Here is a 19869-nt window from a genome sequence, read left to right as displayed (position 1 = left end):
TGAAAATTTCTCGAAGCCGGTGGATCGTACTGTTGGGGCAGTCGCCTCCGGCCTTTTTTGGGCGAGAAAAAAATCACAAAGCCGAAAAAATTCGGCGAGGAAAAAATGACAGAAGAAAACAAGAAGAAACCGAATCCCATCGACATCCACGTTGGAAGTCGCATCCGGCTTCGGCGCAACATGCTCGGAATGAGCCAGGAAAAGCTGGGTGAGAATCTCGGCATCACATTTCAACAAATCCAGAAATACGAAAAGGGCACCAACCGCGTCGGCGCCAGCCGGCTGCAGGCGATAGCCTCCATACTCGGCGTGCCCGTCGCCTTCTTCTTCGAGGATGCGCCTGGCCAGGAAGCGGTGGCCGGCCGTGGCTTTTCGGAGGACGCATCGATGGCTTTCGCCGTTGAGTTCTGCGGCAGTCCCGAAGGCCTTCAGCTCAACCGGGCCTTCGTCAAGATCGCCGACGTCAAGGTGCGTCGCAGGATCATCGACCTGGTGAAGTCGCTCGCCGCGGACGATCTCGACTGACCCTCAATGCGCCTCGAACCGGCGGCATTCGCCGCCGGTGGCACAAGATATCGACATCGACAGTCGTGCCAGAATGGCGGCAACGCTTGACGAGCGGCGCTTTGCCCCGCTAACACGTGGCGCGCCAAAATCGGCAGCCTGCCGATCGTTTTTCAAGAGGGGACACCCGTGACGCGGCAGAACTACTTCTTTACCTCGGAATCCGTTGCCGAGGGCCATCCCGACAAAGTCTGTGACCGGATCTCCGACGAAATTGTCGATCTGGTCTACCGCGAAGCCAAGAAGACCGGCATGGACCCATGGAAAGTCCGTGTCGCCTGCGAGACGCTCGCCACCACCAACCGTGTCGTCATCGCCGGCGAAGTGCGCGTCCCCGAGACGCTGCTGAAGAAGGACAAGGCCGGCAATATCCTCAAGGATGCGGCCGGACATTCGATCATCAACCCAGCCAAGTTCAAGTCGGTCGCCCGCAAGGCGATTCGCGAGATCGGCTACGAACAGGCCGGTTTCCACTGGAAGACCGCCAAGATCGAGGTTCTCCTGCACGGCCAGTCGCCCGACATCGGCCAGGGCGTCGACAACGCCGCCGACCGCCAGGGCGAGGAAGGTGCCGGCGACCAGGGCATCATGTTCGGTTACGCCTGCCGCGAGACGCCGGACCTGATGCCGGCGCCGATCTACTACAGCCACAAGATCCTGGAACTTCTGGCCGCCGCCCGTCACGAAAACAATGGCGAGGCCGGCAAGCTCGGCCCGGACGCGAAGAGCCAGGTTACTGTCCGCTACATTGACGGCAAGGCCGCCGAGGCAACGCAGATCGTGCTGTCGACTCAGCATCTCGACGCCACGTGGGATTCAAACAAGGTCCGCAAGGTCGTCGAACCCTACATCCGCGAGGCACTTGGCGACCTCAAGATTGCCGACGATTGCATGTGGTACATCAACCCGACCGGTAAGTTCGTCATCGGCGGTCCGGACGGCGACGCCGGCCTTACCGGCCGCAAGATCATCGTCGACACCTATGGTGGCGCGGCACCGCATGGCGGCGGCGCGTTCTCCGGCAAGGACACCACCAAGGTCGACCGTTCGGCGGCCTACGCGGCGCGCTATCTGGCCAAGAATGTCGTGGCGGCGAAACTTGCCGACCGCTGCACCATCCAGCTTTCCTACGCCATCGGCGTTGCCCAGCCTTTGTCGGTCTATGTCGACCTGCACGGCACCGGCAAGGTCGACGAGGCAAAGCTCGAGGATGCGCTGCGCACCGTGATGGACCTGTCGCCGTCAGGCATCCGCCGCCATCTCGACCTCAACAAGCCGATCTACGCCAAGACGTCGTCTTACGGCCATTTCGGCCGCAAGGCTGGCCGTGACGGGTCTTTCTCCTGGGAAAAGACCGATCTCGCCAAGGCGCTCAAGGATGCTGTCGCGGCCTGAGTGCCACGACAGACCTGCCACCAGATGAGCCCGCAAGACAGGCCAAACCGTGCGACCGAAGCTTTTTTCGGTCGCCGGCGCGGCAAGCCCGTTCGCCCGCAGCAGGCAGCGGCCCTGGAAAGCGGGCTCGACGCCTATCGGCTCGATCTGACGGCCGAAGCGCCGTCGAATCTGCGCACTCTGTTTGAAACTGACGTTTCGGCTGTCCGACTCGAGATCGGCTTTGGCGGCGGCGAACATCTTCTGCACCGGGCGATCGAGGCGCCGACGATAGGCTTCATCGGTGTCGAACCCTTCGTCAACGGCATGGCCAAGATGATGATGGCGGTGCGAGCAAGGCCACTGGCCAATCTCAGGGTCCATGACGATGACGCCACCCGGCTGCTCGACTGGCTGCCGCCGGCCTCGCTCGACGGCATTGACCTTCTCTATCCCGATCCGTGGCCGAAGAAGAAGCACTGGAAGCGGCGCTTCGTCAGCCCGGTCAATCTCGACCGTTTCGCGCGCGTCCTGAAGCCGGGTTCAAAATTCCGCTTCGCGTCCGATATCGACACCTATGTGAACTGGACCTTGCTGCATTGCCGGGCGCATGGTGCCTTCGCATGGCAGGCATCTGGGGCTGCCGACTGGCACGGCCCTTACGAGGGCTGGCCAGGTACGCGTTACGAGGCGAAGGCCATCCGCGAGGGCCGTCGGCCGGCCTATCTGACCTTTGTCAGGAAATAGGCGCCGTCACGACGCCTCTCGCGAAGTTTTCAGAAACGGCCAATCCTATTGAAGATGGCTGGGTCCATGCCGAGCGCGCGCAAATCGTCAGCGCGCGGCTTACGGCCGGCTTCCACGGCGCGCGATGCGGCGATAGCGCTGCCGAATGTGGTGAAGAGATTGCCCAAGGCGGAAAATAGTCTGCGGTTGCTCATGATCTTGTCCTTTCGCGCGCCACCGCGCGCCACTTCTGTTCGTGTCGTGGCTAATAAATAAGAGCGCACCGCAGGCTGTCACAGGGGGATTGCCGCATGGGCGCCATGCGCCTGGAGCAAGGCTGATGCTGTCAGGGCTTTTGCCGGCCCGGCACGGCGGGCTTGAAACACCGGCCGTGTTCGTCTATATCAGCCTCAAATTCTTGGTCGGTATGACGAAGAGTGGGTCCACCCGGTCCCGCTCTTTTTTATTACCTGCCGATAGGTTCGAAACGAACGACAGGTACTTGATGACTGCAACGGCAAGCGAAGGTGACGACCGCATCATCCGCGAAAGCGGCATCGATGCGCGCATTGCGCTGATCGTCCAGCCGGTGCTGCGCGGCATCGGCTTTCGCCTGGTGCGCGTGCATCTGTCCGGCCAGAACGGGCTGACGCTGCAGATCATGGCCGAGCGCGACGACGGCACCATGACAGTCGAGGATTGCGAAGAGGTCAGCCGCGCGGTATCGCCGGCGCTCGATGTCGATGATCCGATCGAAAAGGCCTATCATCTCGAAGTGTCTTCGCCCGGCATCGACCGGCCGTTGGTGCGCAAATCGGATTTTGTAACCTGGACCGGTCATCTGGTGAAGATGGAAACATCGGTCGTCGTCGCCGATCGCAAGCGCTTCAAGGGCAAGATCGCCGAGGCCGGTGAAAACGACGTGCTGATCGAGCGCGACAAGGCGGCCTATGGCGAGGAGCCGACGGTGCGCGTTCCCTATGACGCGATCGCCGATGTGCGGCTGATCCTTACCGACGACCTCATCCGTGAGGCGTTGTCGAAGGACAACCGGGAACGCAAGGAAGCCAAGAAACGCCGCGGCGAGCCTGATGATGCCCCCGAGGGTGCTGAAGGCGGCGCGGAAGACGAAATCGAACAGGAACTATGATTGAGCGGCCGGGCGTAAAAGCTCGGCAACAAGCTCGGGAGAAATAAGATGGTTGTTAGCGCCAACAGACTTGAACTGCTGCAGATTGCCGATGCGGTCGCGCGTGAAAAGTCGATCGACAAGTCGATCGTCATCGCCGCCATGGCCGATGCGATCCAGAAGGCGGCGCGCTCGCGTTATGGCCAGGAAACCAACATCCGCGCCGACATCAACCCGAACACCGGCGAGATGAAGCTGCAGCGGCTGATGGAAGTGGTCGAAAAGGTCGACGACTACGCCACGCAGATCGCCATTTCCTCGGCCCGCGAGCGCAATCCCGACGCCCAGCTTGGCGACTTCATCGCCGAACAGCTGCCGCCGATGGATTTCGGCCGCATCGCCGCCCAGTCGGCCAAGCAGGTCATCGTGCAGAAGGTGCGCGAGGCCGAGCGTGACCGCCAGTACGACGAATACAAGGATCGCATCGGCGAGATCGTCAACGGCACCGTCAAGCGCGTCGAATACGGCAACGTCATTGTCGACCTCGGCCGTGGCGAGGCGATCATCCGCCGTGACGAGCTGATTCCGCGTGAGAACTACAAGTATGGCGACCGCGTCCGCGCCTATGTCTACGACGTGCGTCGCGAGCAGCGCGGCCCGCAGATCTTCCTGTCGCGCACCCATCCGCAGTTCATGGCCAAGCTCTTCACCATGGAAGTGCCGGAAATCTATGACGGCATCATCGAGATCAAGTCGGTTGCCCGCGATCCGGGCTCGCGCGCCAAGATCGCCGTCATCTCGCGGGACAGTTCGATCGATCCGGTCGGCGCCTGCGTCGGTATGCGCGGCAGCCGCGTCCAGGCCGTCGTCGGCGAATTGCAGGGCGAGAAGATCGACATCATTCCGTGGTCGCCTTCGGCTGCCTCTTTCATCGTCAACGCGCTGCAGCCGGCGGAAGTCGCCAAGGTCGTGCTCGACGAGGACGCCGAGCGCATCGAGGTGGTGGTTCCCGACGATCAGCTGTCGCTGGCCATCGGCCGCCGCGGCCAGAACGTGCGTCTCGCCTCGCAGCTCACCGGCTGGGACATCGACATCCTGACCGAAGCCGAGGAATCCGAGCGCCGCCAGAAGGAATTCGTCGAGCGCTCGGCGCTGTTCATGGAAGCCCTCGACGTCGACGAGATGGTCGGCCAGGTGCTGGCCTCCGAAGGCTTCACCAGCGTTGAGGAAGTCGCCTATGTCGACTCTGGTGAGATCGCCTCGATCGACGGCTTCGACGAAGATACCGCTTCGGAAATCCAGACCCGCGCCCGCGAATATCTGGAGAAGATCGAGGCCGAGCACGACGACAAGCGCAAGGCGCTCGGCGTCGCGGACGAGCTGCGCGAAATCCCCGGCATCACCACCGCCATGCTGGTGACGCTCGGCGAGGACGGCGTGAAGACGATCGAGGATTTCGCCGGCTATGCCGCTGATGACCTGACCGGCTGGAAGGAACGCAAGGACGGCGAGACCAAGGTATTCCCGGGCGTGCTCGCCAATCACGGCGTGTCGCGCGCCGATGCCGAGCAGATGGTTCTCAATGCCCGCCTCAAGGCCGGCTGGATCACCGAAGACGAGCTTGCGGCCGAAGAAGTGTCGGCTGACGAAGCCGTCGGTGCGTGAGGTGAAACCGCATCGCACCGAACCCGCCCCTGGACGAGATGAACGATCGCACCTGCATCGTTACACGCAAGCAGGCCGAACCGGATGAATTGATCCGGTTCGTCGTCGGCCCGGATTCGGCCGTCGTTCCCGATCTCAAGAGAAATCTGCCCGGCCGTGGTTGCTGGGTGAGCGCTGACCGCCTACATATTGACAAGGCGGCGGCCAAGAACCTTTTTGCCCGCGCCTTCAAGGCACAGGTGGTTGTGCCGCCGGATCTTGGCGGCATGGTCGATGGGCTGCTTTCCAGATCCGCTCTGGGCATGCTGGGTCTCGCCCGCAAGGCAGGCGCGATTTCTCTTGGTGCTACCAAGGTAGAGAGTGCGGTGCGCGGCGGGCTGGCGCTTTTTGTGCTCCACGCAACCGAAGCGTCAGACGACGGCGTGCGCAAGATCAGCCAGGCGCGACGGGCGACTGTCCATCTCGGCGGCCCTTCCATCCTTGCCTACAAACTTTTCTCCGAGGCCGAGTTGAGCTTGGCATTGGGGGGCACAAATGTGATACATGCTGCCGTTCTCGCGGGAGACGCGGGCAAGGCGGTCCAGAAGCGCATGGTTGCGCTCGACCGATATCGGGGCGGTACCCCGGACGATTTGGCAATGCTTGCGGCTGTTGCTGACGAAGATGATGCCGCAGAGGATATGGAATGAGCGATACGAAATCGGGTGACGACAATACGCTGAGTGTGACGCCGAAGAAGACCTTGACGCTGAAGCGCCCCGGCATGGAGCAGGGCACTGTGCGTCAGAACTTCTCGCACGGCCGCACCAAGCAGGTCGTCGTCGAAACCAAGAAGCGCAAATTTTCGATGCCCGGCGACAAGCCGGAGCCGGTCGCTGCTCCCGTCTTCACACCGAAGCCGGTGGTTGTGGCCGCGCCTGTCGTACAGGAAGCGCCCAAGGCACCTCCTCCGCCTCCTCCGCCGCCACCACCAGCCCCGGTCGAACGTGGCGGTATGGTGCTGAACGAGCTGTCGCGCAGCGAAATGGAAGCGCGCCGCAGGGCGCTTGAGGGCTCGAAGGTCCGCGAGGTCGAAGACCGCCAGCGCGCCGCCGAAGATGCCAAGCGCCGCGCCGATGACGAAGAGCGCCGCAAGCGCGAACGCGAGGACTCCGCGCGCCGCCAGGCCGAGGAAGAGGCACGGTTGCAGACCGAGGCCGAATCCCGCCGCCGCGCCGAGGAAGAGGCGCGCCGCCGGGCGCCGCAAGCCGCTGAATTGGCAACCGCCGATGACGAGGAAGAGGTCAAGCCGAAGCGGGCCGTAGCCGGTGCGCCAGTGCGCCGTCTGGTCACGCCCGAAGTGGCGCGTCCGGCCAAGCCGACCAAAAGCGAGGAAGACCGCCGCCGTGGCAAGCTGACGCTGAATTCCGCGCTATCCGACGAGGATGCGCGGGCCCGTTCGCTGTCGTCGATGCGTCGTCGCCAGGAAAAATTCAAACGCGCGATGCACAATGAGCCGCGCGAGAAAGTCATGCGCGAAGTGATCCTGCCGGAGACCATCACCATCCAGGAACTGGCGCAGCGCATGTCCGAGCGTGCGGTCGATCTGGTGAAGTACTTCATGAAGCAGGGCCAGATCCTGAAGCCGGGCGACGTCATCGACGCCGACACGGCCGAGCTGGTCGCCACCGAGTTCGGCCATACGGTCCGCCGCGTCGCCGAGTCCGACATCGAGGAAGGCCTGTTCAACATCGCCGACAACACCGAGGACCTGGTGTCGCGTCCGCCTGTCGTGACCATCATGGGCCATGTCGACCACGGCAAGACCTCGCTGCTCGACGCGATCCGCAATGCCAATGTCGTCTCCGGCGAGGCCGGCGGCATCACCCAGCATATCGGTGCCTATCAGGTCGAGAAGAATGGTCACAAGATCACCTTCATCGACACGCCCGGCCACGCTGCCTTCACGGCGATGCGCGCCCGCGGCGCCCAGGCCACCGACATTGCCATCCTGGTGGTGGCGGCCGACGACAGCGTCATGCCGCAGACGATCGAATCGATCAGCCATGCCAAGGCGGCCGGCGTTCCGATCATCGTGGCGATCAACAAAATCGACAAGCATGACGCCGATCCGCAGAAGGTTCGCTCCGAACTGCTGCGCCATGAAGTCTTCGTCGAATCTATGGGCGGTGAGGTGCTGGACGTCGAAGTGTCGGCGACCAAGGGTACCAATCTCGACAAGCTGCTCGAGGCGATCCTGCTGCAGGCCGAAATCCTCGACCTGAAGGCCAATCCAGATCGTACCGCCGAAGGCGTCGTCATCGAGGCGCAGCTCGACAAGGGCCGTGGCCCCGTTGCCACCGTGCTGGTGCAGACCGGCACGCTGATGCCCGGCGACATCCTTGTTGCCGGCAACGAATGGGGCCGGGTGCGCGCGCTGGTCAACGATCGCGGCGAACAGATCAAGGAAGCGCCGCCGGCAATGCCGGTCGAGGTGCTCGGCCTTCAGGGAACCCCGCAGGCTGGCGACCGCTTCGCCGTGGTCAACAACGAGGCCCGCGCTCGCGAGATCACCGAGTATCGCCAGCGTCTGGCACGCGAGAAGGCTGTGGCCAAGCATGCCGGCCAGCGCGGCTCGCTCGAACAGATGATGTCGCAGCTGCAGACGAGCGGGCTGAAGGAATTCCCGCTGGTCATCAAGGGTGACGTGCAGGGTTCGATCGAAGCCATCAACGCCGCGTTGGACAAGCTCGGCACCGACGAGGTGCGTGCGCGCATCGTCCATGCCGGCGCCGGCGCCATCACCGAAAGCGATGTCTCGCTGGCTGAAACGTCGGGTGCGGCGATCATCGGCTTTAACGTTCGCGCCAACGTGCAGGCACGTGCCGCGGCCGCGGCCGCGGGCATCGAGATCCGCTATTACTCGATCATCTACAACCTCGTGGATGATGTGAAAGCGGCTCTGTCGGGCCTGCTGTCGCCGGAGCGTCGCGAGACCTTCATCGGCAATGCCGAGATCCTCGAGATCTTCGACATCACCAAGGTCGGCAAGATCGCCGGCTGCCGTGTCACCGAAGGCAAGGTCGAGCGTGGCGCGGGCGTGCGCCTGATCCGCGACAACGTCGTCATCCACGAAGGCACGCTGAAGACGCTCAAGCGCTTCAAGGACGAAGTTTCGGAAGTCCCCGGCGGCCAGGAGTGCGGCATGGCCTTCCAGAACTACGAGGACATGCGCGTCGGTGACGTCATCGAGTGCTTCCGCGTCGAGATGGTGACCCGGACACTCTGAGTTCGAGTAACTTGTCTGTCTCGGGCGGTGGTCGAAAGACCGCCGCCCATCACATTTGAGACATGCGGCACGGTCCCATCCCGCGCCCCACGCTTTCAGGATTGAGAAAAATGCCCCGTCCAACCACATCCAGCCCATCCCAGCGTATGCTGCGCGTTGCCGAACAGGTGCGCCATGCGCTCTCCGAAACCTTGCAGCGCGGTGAGATCATCGATCCGCTGATCGAGAACACCGTGGTTTCGGTCTCGGAGGTGCGCATGTCACCCGACCTCAGGGTCGCAACCGCTTTCGTCTCGCCACTTGGTGCCAAGGACGCCGAGGCGGTGATCGAGGCGCTGAACAAGCATGCGAAATTCGTCCGTGGCCGTGTCTCCGGCGCACTGCGGCAGATGAAGTTCATGCCGGAGTTCCGCTTCAAGCTCGACACATCCTTCGACAATTTCGCCAGGATCAACGATCTCCTGAAGTCGCCCGAGGTGGCGCGTGATCTGGGTGCCGAAGGCCAGAACAACGACGACAAGGCCAAAGACGACAAGGCCAAAGATACCAAGGACGTGGAATAATGGGGCGTCGCGGCAAGAAAAAGGGCCGGCCGATCTCCGGCTGGGTGGTGCTGGACAAGCCGGTCGGCATGGGCTCGACCGAGGCCGTGTCCAAGATCAAATGGCTGTTCCAGGCGGAAAAGGCCGGCCATGCCGGTACGCTCGATCCGCTGGCGTCCGGCATGCTGCCGATCGCGCTCGGCGAAGCGACCAAGACCGTGCCCTATGTGCAAGACGGCGCCAAGATCTATCGCTTCACCGTTGCCTGGGGCCAGGAGCGCTCCACCGACGATCTTGAAGGGCCGGTGACGAAGAGTTCCGACCTGCGTCCGGCGGAAGCCGAGATCAAGGCGCTGCTGCCGAAATACACCGGCGTCATCATGCAGACGCCGCCGCAATTCTCGGCCATCAAGATCGCTGGCGAACGCGCCTATGACCTCGCCCGCGAAGGCGAGACGGTCGACATTCCCGCGCGCGAGATCGAGATCGGGCGTCTGGACATCATCGAGCACCACGCCGACGACACCGTTTTCGAGGTCGAATGCGGCAAGGGCACCTATGTGCGCTCGCTGGCCCGCGACATGGGCCGCGACCTCGGCTGCTTCGGCCATATTTCCAACCTGCGCCGGGTCGAGGTCGAGCCGTTCACGCCTGAGGATTTCGTCACCATCGCCGAACTCGAGGCTGCTCGCTTCGGCGTGCAAGGTGAGGAGAAGCCTGAGTCTGCCGACGATGCTGATACAATTGAAGTGCCCATAGACTTCGGCGCGATTGACGCGCTTCTTGTCGATACCTCAGCGGCTCTCGACTGCCTGCCGCAGATCGCCATCAGCGATGATGCGGCGACAAAGATCCGCCTCGGCAATCCGGTCATTATCCGTGGTCGCGACGCGCCCGTGGAGGCCGAGGAAGCCTGCGCGACCGCCCGCGGCAAGCTGGTTGCTATTGGCGCCATCGAGCAAGGCATGTTCAAGCCGAAGCGGGTCTTTGCCGGCTGACAGCTCTCGGCTACCTTCACGTCGACTCTACGCTCGAGGGACACATGGCAAAGGCCGAGGCGGTGAAGAAGCGGGCGCCGGTGAAGACGCGGCGGCCACCGGTCGGCGCTTCGCCGGGTACGCTGATCGCCGATCCGGCGGCGCGGCGCAGCGAGCTCAGGCTGACGCTGATTTCGCCGGAAAAATTCGAGACCATCGACAATGCCAGCATCGATGACCTCAACACCCATTGTGACAGCTGGCCGGTCGTCTGGCTGGATTGCACGGGCCTCGCCAACATCCAGCTGATCGAGGAGATCGGCCGGATCTTCAGCCTGCATCCGCTGGCGCTGGAAGATGTCGTCAATACCGGCCAGCGGCCGAAGGTAGATTTCTTCGAGGACCACGCCTTCGTCGTCATGCGTATGATCGACGACGTCAAGGTGCATCGCTATGAGCAGATCGCGGTGTTCTTCGGCAAGAATTTCGTCGTCACCTTCCAGGAGCGCGAAGGCGATCCCTTCGATCCCGTGCGCAAGCGCATTGCCGCCTCCCTGCCCAACCGGTTGCGTTCGCGCGGTGCCGATTATCTTGCCTACGCGCTGATCGATGCCATCGTCGACAGCTACTTCCCGCCGATCGAGACGGCAAGCGATGAGGTCGATGGCATCGAGGACGAGATGCTGACCACGCCGCACAAGCATCAGATGCGGCAGCTGCACGAATTGCGACGCGACGCCAATGTGTTGAAAGGTGTGCTGTGGCCGATGCGCGATGCGCTGGCGACGCTGATCCGCAACGATGTGCCCTATGTGAAGCCTGAAACGAAAATCTTCTTCAACGACACGCTCGACCATGCGCTGCGGCTGATCGAGCTGGTCGAGAACCAGCGCGACATGCTGACCGGCCTGATCGAAATGCATCTGTCGCTGAGCCAGGCGCGCACCAACGACGTTATCTCCTACCTGACCATCGTCTCGGTGATCTTCATGCCGCTCACCTTCCTGGTTGGCATATGGGGCATGAATTTCGACCCTGAGAGTTCGCCGTGGAATATGCCGGAACTGAAGGCCTATTATGGCTATCCGGCTTCGCTGCTGTTCATGCTGGCCGTTGCTGTCGGGCTGATCGTCTTCTTCAAGCGGAAGAAGTGGCTATAAAAGCGAAAAACTTGCCGGTTTGGCGCGAAAAGCCGGCTTCGTGAATTGGGCTGGTGTTTTGCCGGGAATTGCACTATATGCGCCGCAGCATAGCGCCAAGACGCTTTTGCTTGCACCGGCCCCTGCTGGACGACATCCCGGCTGAGGGCGACCCGTTTCCTCAAACAGATAAGGAAAAACACGATGTCGATTACTGCCGAGCGCAAACAGGAATTGATGGGTGAATTCGCAACCGCCAAGGGCGATACCGGGTCTCCGGAAGTCCAGGTGGCCATCCTTTCCGAGCGCATCAAGAACCTGACCGACCACTTCAAGGACCACAAGAAGGATAACCATTCCCGCCGTGGTCTGCTCGCTCTCGTCTCCCAGCGCCGCAGCCTGCTTGATTATCTCAAGCGCAAGGATGACGCGCGCTACCAGACGTTGATCGAGAAGCTCGGTCTGCGCCGTTGACGAATTGACCGGCGGGCTTTCTTCGGAGAGCCCGCCGGTCGCGCATTCTGCCAGTCGAATAGATTGGCCAGACCCGGTTTCGAGCGCGCAGAGGGCCACTCGAAACCGCCCATGGACGGTCATGGGGCAGGATTGCAGGACGCTCGTGCGCTTAGCCCGCGCCGAAATTTACCCGAGCTTCCCGTTGTCTTGCCCGTGGCTGCCCGAGAAAGGAAGCCAGGGAAAGGGCATCCGCGCACCGTGAAACGGCGCGGCCCTTTCCGCTTATTAAGGACAAGATATGTTCAATCACCACAAAGTGGAAATCGAATGGGGCGGTCGCCCGCTCATCCTCGAAACCGGCAAGATCGCGCGTCAGGCTGACGGCGCTGTGCTCGCCACCTACGGCGAGACCAAGGTTCTGGCCACCGTCGTTTCGATGAAGGAGCCCAAGCCGGGCCTCGATTTCTTTCCGCTGACCGTCAATTACCAGGAAAAGACCTATGCCGCCGGCAAGATCCCGGGCGGCTATTTCAAGCGTGAAGGCCGTCCGAGCGAAAAGGAAACGCTGGTTTCCCGCCTCATCGACCGCCCGATCCGTCCGCTCTTCGCCGCTGGCTACAAGAACGACACCCAGATCGTCGTTACCGTCGTCCAGCACGATCTCGAAAATGACCCGGACATCCTGTCGATCGTTGCCACCTCGGCCGCTTTGACCCTGTCGGGCGTTCCCTTCATGGGTCCGATCGGCGGCGCGCGCGTCGGCTACATCAACGGCGAATACGTGCTCAATCCGCATGTCGACGAGATGCAGGAATCCAAGCTCGACCTCGTCGTCGCCGGCACCGCCGACGCCGTGCTGATGGTCGAGTCCGAAGCCAAGGAACTTGGCGAAGAGTTGATGCTCGGCGCCGTCATGTTCGGCCACAGGGGCTTCCAGCCGGTGATCGACGCCATCATCAAGCTGGCTGAAGTTGCCGCCAAGGAACCGCGCGACTTCACCGCGCCGGACTATTCCGCGCTTGAAGCCGAGATGCTGAAGATCGTCGGCGACGAGCTCAGCGCTGCCTACAAGAACGTCGACAAGCAGAAGCGCTACGCCGCCGTCGACGCCGTCAAGGCGAAGGTCAAGGCCGCGTTTGCTCCGGCCGAAGGCGAAGACGCCAAGTACACCTCCGAACAGATTGGCTCCGTGTTCAAGGAACTGCAGGCCAAGGTCGTGCGCTGGAACATCCTCGACACCGGCTCGCGCATCGATGGTCGCGACCTGAGCACCGTTCGCAAGATCGTCTCCGAAGTCGGCGTTCTGCCGCGCACCCATGGTTCGGCGCTGTTCACCCGCGGCGAGACCCAGGCGCTGGTCGTTGCCACGCTCGGTACCGGCGAGGACGAGCAGTATGTCGATTCGCTGACCGGCATGTACAAGGAGAAGTTCCTCCTTCACTACAACTTCCCTCCCTACTCCGTTGGTGAGACCGGCCGCATGGGTTCGCCGGGCCGCCGCGAAATCGGCCACGGCAAGCTCGCCTGGCGCGCTATCCGCCCGATGCTGCCGAGCGCTGACCAGTTCCCCTACACGCTGCGCGTCGTCTCGGAGATCACCGAGTCCAACGGTTCGTCGTCGATGGCCACGGTCTGCGGCACTTCGCTGGCGCTGATGGATGCCGGCGTGCCGCTGGCGAAGCCCGTTGCCGGTATCGCCATGGGCCTGATCAAGGAAGGCGAGCGCTTCGCCGTGCTCTCCGACATCCTTGGCGATGAGGATCATCTCGGCGACATGGACTTCAAGGTCGCCGGCACCGAAGGTGGCATCACCTCCCTGCAGATGGACATCAAGATCGATGGCATCACCGAAGAGATCATGAAGATCGCGCTTGGCCAGGCCAAGGACGGTCGTCTCCATATCCTCGGTGAAATGGCGCATGCCCTGACCGGCGCCCGCCCCGAACTCGGTGAGTTCGCACCGCGCATCGAGGTCATGCACATCCCGACCGACAAGATCCGCGACGTCATCGGTTCGGGCGGCAAGGTCATCCGCGAGATCGTCGAGAAGACCGGCGCCAAGATCAACATCGAGGACGACGGCACGGTCAAGATCGCTTCGTCGAACGCCAAGGAGATCGAGGCGGCGAAGAAGTGGATCCACACCATCGTTGCCGAGCCGGAAGTCGGCGAGATCTACGAAGGCACGGTCGTCAAGACCGCCGACTTCGGCGCCTTCGTCAACTTCTTCGGTCCGCGCGACGGCCTCGTCCACATCTCGCAGCTTGCCAACGACCGGGTCGCCAAGACCTCCGACGTCGTCAAGGAAGGCGACAAGGTCTGGGTCAAGCTGATGGGCTTCGACGAGCGCGGCAAGGTCCGCCTGTCGATGAAGGTCGTCGACCAGGCCACCGGTAAGGAACTCGCCCGCGACAAGAAGACCGAAGGCGAAGAAAACGCCGCCTGAGTGGTCTGACAGAAAAATCGAAACGGGCGCGGCTTAGGTCGCGCCCGTTTTCGTTTGGAAGGTAGAGGGAATGTCCGCTGAGGCGCTGAAGACGCTTTTCCATCCGTTCGAGGCCGAGGCTCTTGCCTTGCCGCGAAAGGGCGAGCGCGTTCTCTTTCTCGGCGCCGAGCCAGGCTTTCGCCTGCCTGAAGGCTTCGAGGCCGAGCTCCACCTAGTACAGGGCTTCCGGCCGTACTTTCGCCCGCTGCAGGCATCTGGTTTCGCTGTCACGCCGCAAGTGGAAGGCGGCAGCTTTGATATGGCGCTTGTGTTTGCCGGCCGTCATCGTGGCCAGAACGAGTTGCGTATTGCCGACGCCCTCGAGCGCGTGGCGCCGGGCGGACTGGTTGTCATTGCCGGCGGCAAGGACGATGGCATTGCCAGTCTGCGCAGGCGCGTCGACGAGCTTGTGCCGCTCGACGGCCATATGCCGAAATATCACGGCATCGCCTTCTGGCTGCGGCGCCCGGTGGATATGCAAGCTGCCGCGGCAGTTCGCGCCGCCAATCCCGGGCAACTGGTCGATGGCCGATTCCACACCGCACCTGGCATGTTCTCCTTCGATCGCGTCGATGCGGGTTCGAAACTGCTGGTCGACAATTTGCCCGGTGACCTGCGCGGCAGTGCGGCCGATTTCTGCGCCGGCTGGGGTTATGTGGCGGCTGAGATGGCCGCCCGTTCGTCAGGCCTGTCGACGCTCGATCTTTATGAGGCCGATTTCGCTGCGCTGGAGGCGGCCAAAGGCAACCTCGCCAACAGCGTGGCGCAAGGCTTCTTCTGGACGGATCTGCTCGCCGAGCCGGTCGAGCGCCGATACGACGTCATCGCCATGAACCCGCCCTTTCACCGCAGCCGTGCGGCGGAGCCGGAGATCGGTGCCGGCATGATCCGCGCGGCAGCCAAGGCGTTGAAGCCCGGTGGCAGGCTGTTCATGGTCGCCAACCGCCAGCTTCCCTACGAGCCCGTGCTGTCGGCCGCCTTTGCCAGCCATGCTGAACTCGCCCGCGACGGTATGTTCAAGGTGTTTTCCGCGCGGCGCTGAAACGATGCGTATCGCGTTCAGTGCAGATTGGCCACGCGTCTGACCTCGTCGGTGGCATATCCGTCGCCGGCGCTGAACTTGAGCGGCGCCGGACGGCCGAACAGGTAGCCCTGCACCACCTCGCAGCCGGCGGCGCGCAGCAAAGTCGCCTGGTTCTCGGTCTCGACGCCTTCGGCAATGATGCTGACGCCGAGTGCCCGCGAAAGCCCGACAATGGTCGACACGACGGCGCCGGAGCTGGAATCGGTATCCATGCGGCTGACGAAGGAGCGATCGATCTTCAGCTTGCCGAACGAGAAATCGATCAGGTAGCTCAGATTGGAATAGCCGGTGCCGAAATCGTCGACGGCAACGGAGATGCCCATGTCGGCAAGCTCTTTCAGGATAGCGGCAGCGCGGTCGCGGTCCTGCATCATCGCCGTCTCGGTCACTTCCAGCTCCAGCCGTGATGGCTTGATGCCGGTGGCCCGCATTGTGTCACGCACGATGCCGACGAAATCCTTGGTCATGAACTGAACCGGCGAGATGTTGACGGCGACGAAGCAGTCGTCCGGCAAATGGCGGGCGTCGCTGCAAGCCTTGCGCAGAACCCATTCGCCGATAGGGTTGATCATCCCCGTTTCTTCGGCGATCTGGATGAATTCCATGGGCGGGATCATGCCGCGTTCGGGATGGTTCCAGCGGATCAGCGCCTCGTAGCCGACGATACGGCCGGTCGGCAGGTCGAGTTGCGGCTGATAATGGAGGTCGAAGTCTCCTCGCTCGAAGGCGGTGTGCAGTTCGGATTCGACCCATTGGCGATAATCGGCAACGCGCCCCATCTCGCTGTCGAACACCGCCCAGTTGCCGACCCCGCTGGCGCGCGCATTCTGCAGCGCCAGGTTGGATCGGCGCAGGATAAGGACCGGATCGACGCCATCCTTGGGCATGGCCACGATACCCACCGACAGACCCACCGATTGCTGATGGCTGCTGAGTTCATAGGGCTCCGTCATCTCGTCGATGAGCCTTTCGACCATGCTTTCCAGCGTTCCCTGGATCTGATGATCCGGGAGCAGCACGGCGAACTCGCCGGCGCCGATGCGCCCGATCAGGGCGCGTGCGGGCACACAGCCCTGCAGCCGTTTGGTGAAGGCGCGGATCAGCTCATCACCCTGGCTGTAGCCGATCGCATCGTTGATGTGCTTGAAGCGGTCGATGTCGATGTCGATCAGGAACATCGGTTCCCCGGTTCGGCTTGTCGCGCACGCCGCCTCGGCGATCTTGCCGACCATCGCCGGACGCGCCAGCAGTCCGGTCAGCTTGTCGAAATGGGTTTCGTTGAAGACGAAATCCGCCGATTCATCGACGCCGGCGAAGAACGACATCGCCGCCACCGACGCCGCCAGCGCGCAAAGCGCAGCCATGATGGCGACCATCATGTCGGCTGATATGCCGGCAAAACCACTGCCGAGGCCAAGCTTCAGGCCCCAGATGCCGAGGATGAAACTGCCTATGCCCGAGCTCGCTATCGTGAGCAGTCGGAACACCGGTGTTCGCTTCGGGTTGCTGACGGCAGACATTCAAAGGTCCCCAGATTGCCGGACTCTATAGCGGAAATCTTCTTAAAATGAGTTTCCGCGAATGCATCCAATTTTACTGGAGAAGACTATTTTTTTACTGGAAATGGGCCATTTCTCCGAAACAATTGCCCAAAGCGCGTCGCCTTGGTCCGTTTCAGGGCCGATTAACCATCTGTCTGCTTCAACTCATCGAGCGTCGGCATCGAGACGATGTGATAGCCGGAATCGACATAGTGGATTTCGCCGGTGACGCCGGAAGCGAGATCGGACAGCAGATAGAGCGCCGAGCCGCCGACCTCGTCGATGGTCACGGTACGGCGCAGCGGCGAGTTGCGCTGCTGGTAGGAGAACATGTGGCGGGCGTCCGAAATGCCGGCGCCGGCCAGCGTGCGCACCGGCCCTGCCGAGATGCCGTTCACCCGGATGCCGCGCGGACCGTAGTCGTTGGCGAGATAGCGCACACTGGCTTCGAGGCCGGCCTTGGCGACGCCCATGACATTGTAGTTCGGCATGACGCGGACCGAACCGGCATAGGTCAGGGTGATCATCGAGCCGCCCTGCGTCATCAGTGCCGCTGCATTGCGGGCCACTTCGGTGAAGGAGTAGCAGGAGATCACCATGGTACGGACGAAATTGTCCCGGCTGGTGTCGGCGTAAAGGCCCTTCAACTCATTCTTGTCGGAAAAGCCGATGGCATGGACGACGAAGTCCAGTCCGCCCCAGGCGTTGCCCAGCGTTTCGAACGTGGCGGCGACCGAAGCGCTGTCCTCGACATCGCAGGGCACGACCAGCGAGGCGCCGAGCTTGTCGGCGAGCGGCTTGACCCGGCGGCCGAAGGCCTCGCCCTGGTAGGTAAAGGCGAGCTCCGCCCCATGTTCGGACAATTTCTGGGCGATGCCCCAGGCGATCGAATGATCGTTGGCGACACCCATGACAAGCCCGCGCTTGCCCTTCATCAGTCCGTCCATGGCTGGCAAATCCTTTTAGAAAAAACGCTGGCCTATGCGGAATAGCGCTGGAAAACGAGCGTTGCGTTGGTGCCACCGAAACCGAAGGAATTCGACAGGACGGTGTCGATCTTGGCGTTGTCGATGCGCTTGCGCACGATCGGCATGCCCTCGAATTCGGGGTCGAGGGTCTCGATATGGGCGCTTTCGCCGATGAAGCCGCCTTGCATCATCAGGATCGAATAGATGGATTCCTGCACGCCGGCCGCGCCCAGCGAGTGGCCGGTCAGCGATTTCGTCGAGGTGATGAACGGCATTTTCTCGCCGAACACCTCGCGGATGGCGCCCATTTCCTTGGAATCCCCCACCGGTGTCGAGGTGCCGTGGGTGTTGATGTAATCGACCGGCGTGGAGACGGTTGCCAGCGCCTGGCGCATGCAGCGGACCGCGCCTTCGCCGGAAGGCGCTACCATGTCGTGGCCGTCAGAGGTCGCGCCGTAGCCGACGATCTCGGCGTAAATCTTGGCGCCGCGTGCCTTGGCGTGCTCGAGTTCTTCCAGGATGAGCACACCCGCGCCGCCGGCAATGACGAAGCCGTCGCGATTGGCGTCATAGGCGCGGGAAGCGGCGGAAGCCCTGTCGTTGAACTTGGACGACATGGCGCCCATGGCGTCGAACAGGTCCGACATCGTCCAGTCGAGGTCTTCGTGGCCGCCGGCAAACATCACATCCTGCTTGCCCCATTGGATGAGCTCATAGGCGTTGCCGATGCAATGCGCCGAGGTCGAGCAGGCCGACGAGATCGAATAGTTGACGCCGTGGATCTTGAACCATGTGGCCAGCGTTGCCGACGCGGTCGACGACATCGCCTTCGGCACGGCAAAGGGGCCGATACGCTTGGGGCTGCCGTTCTTCAGCGTCGTTTCGGCCGCCTCGACGATGGTGCGGGTGGAAGGGCCACCCGAACCCATGACGATGCCGGTGCGCTCATTGGTGATGTCGCTTTCGCTCAAGGCGGCATCGGCGATCGCCTGGTCCATGGCGACGTGGTTCCAGGCAGCACCCTGGCTCAGGAAGCGCATCGCGCGGCGATCGATCATGGCGGACGGGTCGAGCGTCGGAGCGCCCCAGACCTGGCAACGGAAGCCGTGCTCGGCGAAGGAATCGGAAAAGCTGATGCCGGATCTGGCGTCATGCAGCGAGGTCTGCACCTCGTTGGCATTGTTGCCGATCGACGACACGATGCCGAGGCCTGTGACTACGACACGTCTCATTCGCAACTCCTTCCAGGGATACTGGCCAGTGGGTCGACCAGGGCTGTGGTCAAGCGACCGCCGACTGCTTGGACAGACCGACCTTCAGGTCCGTCGCCGCATATATGGGCTCGCCATCCGCCTTCATCCAGCCATCGGCGATGCCCAGAACCAGCCGGCCACGCATAACGCGCTTGAAATCCACGCCATACTCGACCTTCTTGACCGATGGCGTGACCATGCCCTTGAACCTGACCTCACCGGTCGACAACGCCATGCCTTTACCGGGTTCGCCAAGCCAGCCGAGATAGAAACCAGTCAACTGCCACAAGGCGTCCAGACCGAGGCATCCTGGCATGATCGGATTGCCGATGAAATGGCAGGCAAAGAACCACAGGTCCGGCTTGATGTCGAACTCCGCGCGGATGAAACCCTTGTCGAAGGCGCCGCCGGTCTCGCTGATCTCGGTGATGCGGTCGAACATCAGCATGGGCGGGTAGGGCAGTTGGGCATTGCCCTCTCCGAACAGCTCGCCGCGGGCACAGGCCAGCAATTCTTCGTAGTCGTAGCTGGATTTACCCGCCATCAATCTCGTCCCCATATCGTCCGGGCGGTAGCGCGCCCTTGTCGTTGGTGTCCTAACACAATCTGTTTCAGGCCGGAAACCGGCGTTTGCGCTTAACCCGCCAGTCTGCCCGGGTCAATGCGCGCTATTGATCGCATTCGGACGACAGAATATA

18 protein-coding genes are annotated in these 19869 nt (G+C 62.4%); 13 read left to right on the top strand and 5 right to left on the bottom strand.

What is annotated here, in order from left to right:
* The first annotated feature begins 105 nt into the window (after positions 1 to 105).
* The 3 genes from AC1DX4_RS25990 to trmB all read left to right on the top strand — a co-directional run bounded on the left by AC1DX4_RS25990 (position 106) and on the right by trmB (position 2685).
* Positions 106 to 525, top strand: a complete 420-nt coding sequence (locus tag AC1DX4_RS25990; protein ID WP_027047724.1) for a helix-turn-helix domain-containing protein — start codon at positions 106 to 108, stop codon at positions 523 to 525.
* A 168-nt stretch (positions 526 to 693) separates the two neighbouring features.
* Positions 694 to 1959: a methionine adenosyltransferase gene (metK, locus tag AC1DX4_RS25985; RefSeq protein ID WP_477223028.1), complete on the top strand. Its 1266-nt coding sequence runs from the start codon at positions 694 to 696 to the stop codon at positions 1957 to 1959.
* A 24-nt stretch (positions 1960 to 1983) separates the two neighbouring features.
* On the top strand, positions 1984 to 2685 hold the full coding sequence (trmB, locus tag AC1DX4_RS25980) for a tRNA (guanine(46)-N(7))-methyltransferase TrmB (protein ID WP_477223172.1): 702 nt from the start codon (positions 1984 to 1986) through the stop codon (positions 2683 to 2685).
* A gap of 29 nt (positions 2686 to 2714) precedes the next feature.
* Here trmB and AC1DX4_RS25975 read toward each other — a convergent pair whose 3' ends face one another.
* On the bottom strand, positions 2715 to 2879 hold the full coding sequence (locus AC1DX4_RS25975) for a hypothetical protein (RefSeq protein ID WP_477223027.1): 165 nt from the start codon (positions 2877 to 2879) through the stop codon (positions 2715 to 2717).
* Positions 2880 to 3169: 290 nt separating this feature from the next.
* Here AC1DX4_RS25975 and rimP point away from each other — a divergent pair, with 290 nt between their 5' ends.
* The 10 genes from rimP (at position 3170) to AC1DX4_RS25925 (ending at position 15367) form a co-directional block, all read left to right on the top strand.
* Complete coding sequence (gene rimP / locus AC1DX4_RS25970; RefSeq protein WP_477223171.1) at positions 3170 to 3814, top strand: ribosome maturation factor RimP; 645 nt, start codon at positions 3170 to 3172, stop codon at positions 3812 to 3814.
* 48 nt (positions 3815 to 3862) lie between these two features.
* Positions 3863 to 5458, top strand: a complete 1596-nt coding sequence (gene nusA / locus AC1DX4_RS25965) for a transcription termination factor NusA (RefSeq protein ID WP_477223026.1) — start codon at positions 3863 to 3865, stop codon at positions 5456 to 5458.
* A 38-nt stretch (positions 5459 to 5496) separates the two neighbouring features.
* Positions 5497 to 6147 (top strand): RNA-binding protein, encoded by a 651-nt coding sequence (locus AC1DX4_RS25960; protein WP_477223025.1) that lies wholly within the window; start codon positions 5497 to 5499, stop codon positions 6145 to 6147.
* On the top strand, positions 6144 to 8726 hold the full coding sequence (gene infB, locus AC1DX4_RS25955; RefSeq protein ID WP_477223024.1) for a translation initiation factor IF-2: 2583 nt from the start codon (positions 6144 to 6146) through the stop codon (positions 8724 to 8726). The genes AC1DX4_RS25960 and infB overlap by 4 nt, the downstream gene beginning before the upstream one ends.
* A 110-nt stretch (positions 8727 to 8836) precedes the next feature.
* Positions 8837 to 9289, top strand: coding sequence for a 30S ribosome-binding factor RbfA (rbfA, locus tag AC1DX4_RS25950; protein WP_477223023.1), 453 nt, complete (start codon positions 8837 to 8839; stop codon positions 9287 to 9289).
* A complete protein-coding gene (gene truB / locus AC1DX4_RS25945; RefSeq protein ID WP_477223022.1) occupies positions 9289 to 10266 on the top strand; it encodes a tRNA pseudouridine(55) synthase TruB in 978 nt (325 codons plus the stop codon). The genes rbfA and truB overlap by 1 nt, the downstream gene beginning before the upstream one ends.
* Before the next feature lie 44 nt (positions 10267 to 10310).
* Positions 10311 to 11405 carry a magnesium/cobalt transporter CorA gene (gene corA / locus AC1DX4_RS25940; protein WP_477223021.1) on the top strand — a complete coding sequence of 365 codons (1095 nt, stop codon included), beginning with the start codon at positions 10311 to 10313 and terminating at the stop codon, positions 11403 to 11405.
* A gap of 183 nt (positions 11406 to 11588) precedes the next feature.
* Positions 11589 to 11858, top strand: coding sequence for a 30S ribosomal protein S15 (gene rpsO / locus AC1DX4_RS25935; protein ID WP_006202929.1), 270 nt, complete (start codon positions 11589 to 11591; stop codon positions 11856 to 11858).
* Positions 11859 to 12138: 280 nt separating this feature from the next.
* Positions 12139 to 14286, top strand: coding sequence for a polyribonucleotide nucleotidyltransferase (gene pnp, locus AC1DX4_RS25930; RefSeq protein ID WP_477223020.1), 2148 nt, complete (start codon positions 12139 to 12141; stop codon positions 14284 to 14286).
* Between the two features lie 70 nt (positions 14287 to 14356).
* Positions 14357 to 15367: a methyltransferase gene (locus AC1DX4_RS25925; RefSeq protein ID WP_477223019.1), complete on the top strand. Its 1011-nt coding sequence runs from the start codon at positions 14357 to 14359 to the stop codon at positions 15365 to 15367.
* 17 nt (positions 15368 to 15384) lie between these two features.
* On the opposite strand, the gene AC1DX4_RS25920 is transcribed toward AC1DX4_RS25925, so the two are convergent.
* The 4 genes from AC1DX4_RS25920 to fabA all read right to left on the bottom strand — a co-directional run bounded on the left by AC1DX4_RS25920 (position 15385) and on the right by fabA (position 19715).
* Positions 15385 to 16929 carry a putative bifunctional diguanylate cyclase/phosphodiesterase gene (locus tag AC1DX4_RS25920; protein WP_477223018.1) on the bottom strand — a complete coding sequence of 515 codons (1545 nt, stop codon included), beginning with the start codon at positions 16927 to 16929 and terminating at the stop codon, positions 15385 to 15387.
* A gap of 164 nt (positions 16930 to 17093) precedes the next feature.
* Positions 17094 to 17897 (bottom strand): enoyl-ACP reductase FabI, encoded by an 804-nt coding sequence (fabI, locus tag AC1DX4_RS25915; RefSeq protein ID WP_477223017.1) that lies wholly within the window; start codon positions 17895 to 17897, stop codon positions 17094 to 17096.
* 32 nt (positions 17898 to 17929) lie between these two features.
* The gene (gene fabB / locus AC1DX4_RS25910) at positions 17930 to 19150 is read right to left on the bottom strand and encodes a beta-ketoacyl-ACP synthase I (RefSeq protein WP_477223016.1); all 1221 of its coding nucleotides are present in this window, start codon (positions 19148 to 19150) and stop codon (positions 17930 to 17932) included.
* A 49-nt stretch (positions 19151 to 19199) separates the two neighbouring features.
* On the bottom strand, positions 19200 to 19715 hold the full coding sequence (gene fabA, locus AC1DX4_RS25905) for a 3-hydroxyacyl-[acyl-carrier-protein] dehydratase FabA (RefSeq protein ID WP_475453632.1): 516 nt from the start codon (positions 19713 to 19715) through the stop codon (positions 19200 to 19202).
* Between the last annotated feature and the right edge of the window lie 154 nt (positions 19716 to 19869).

The sequence above is a fragment of the Mesorhizobium sp. P3_A8 genome (assembly GCF_056402995.1).
Note: the sequence above shows the minus strand (reverse complement) of the source record. Positions and strands in the feature narration are given on the sequence as shown.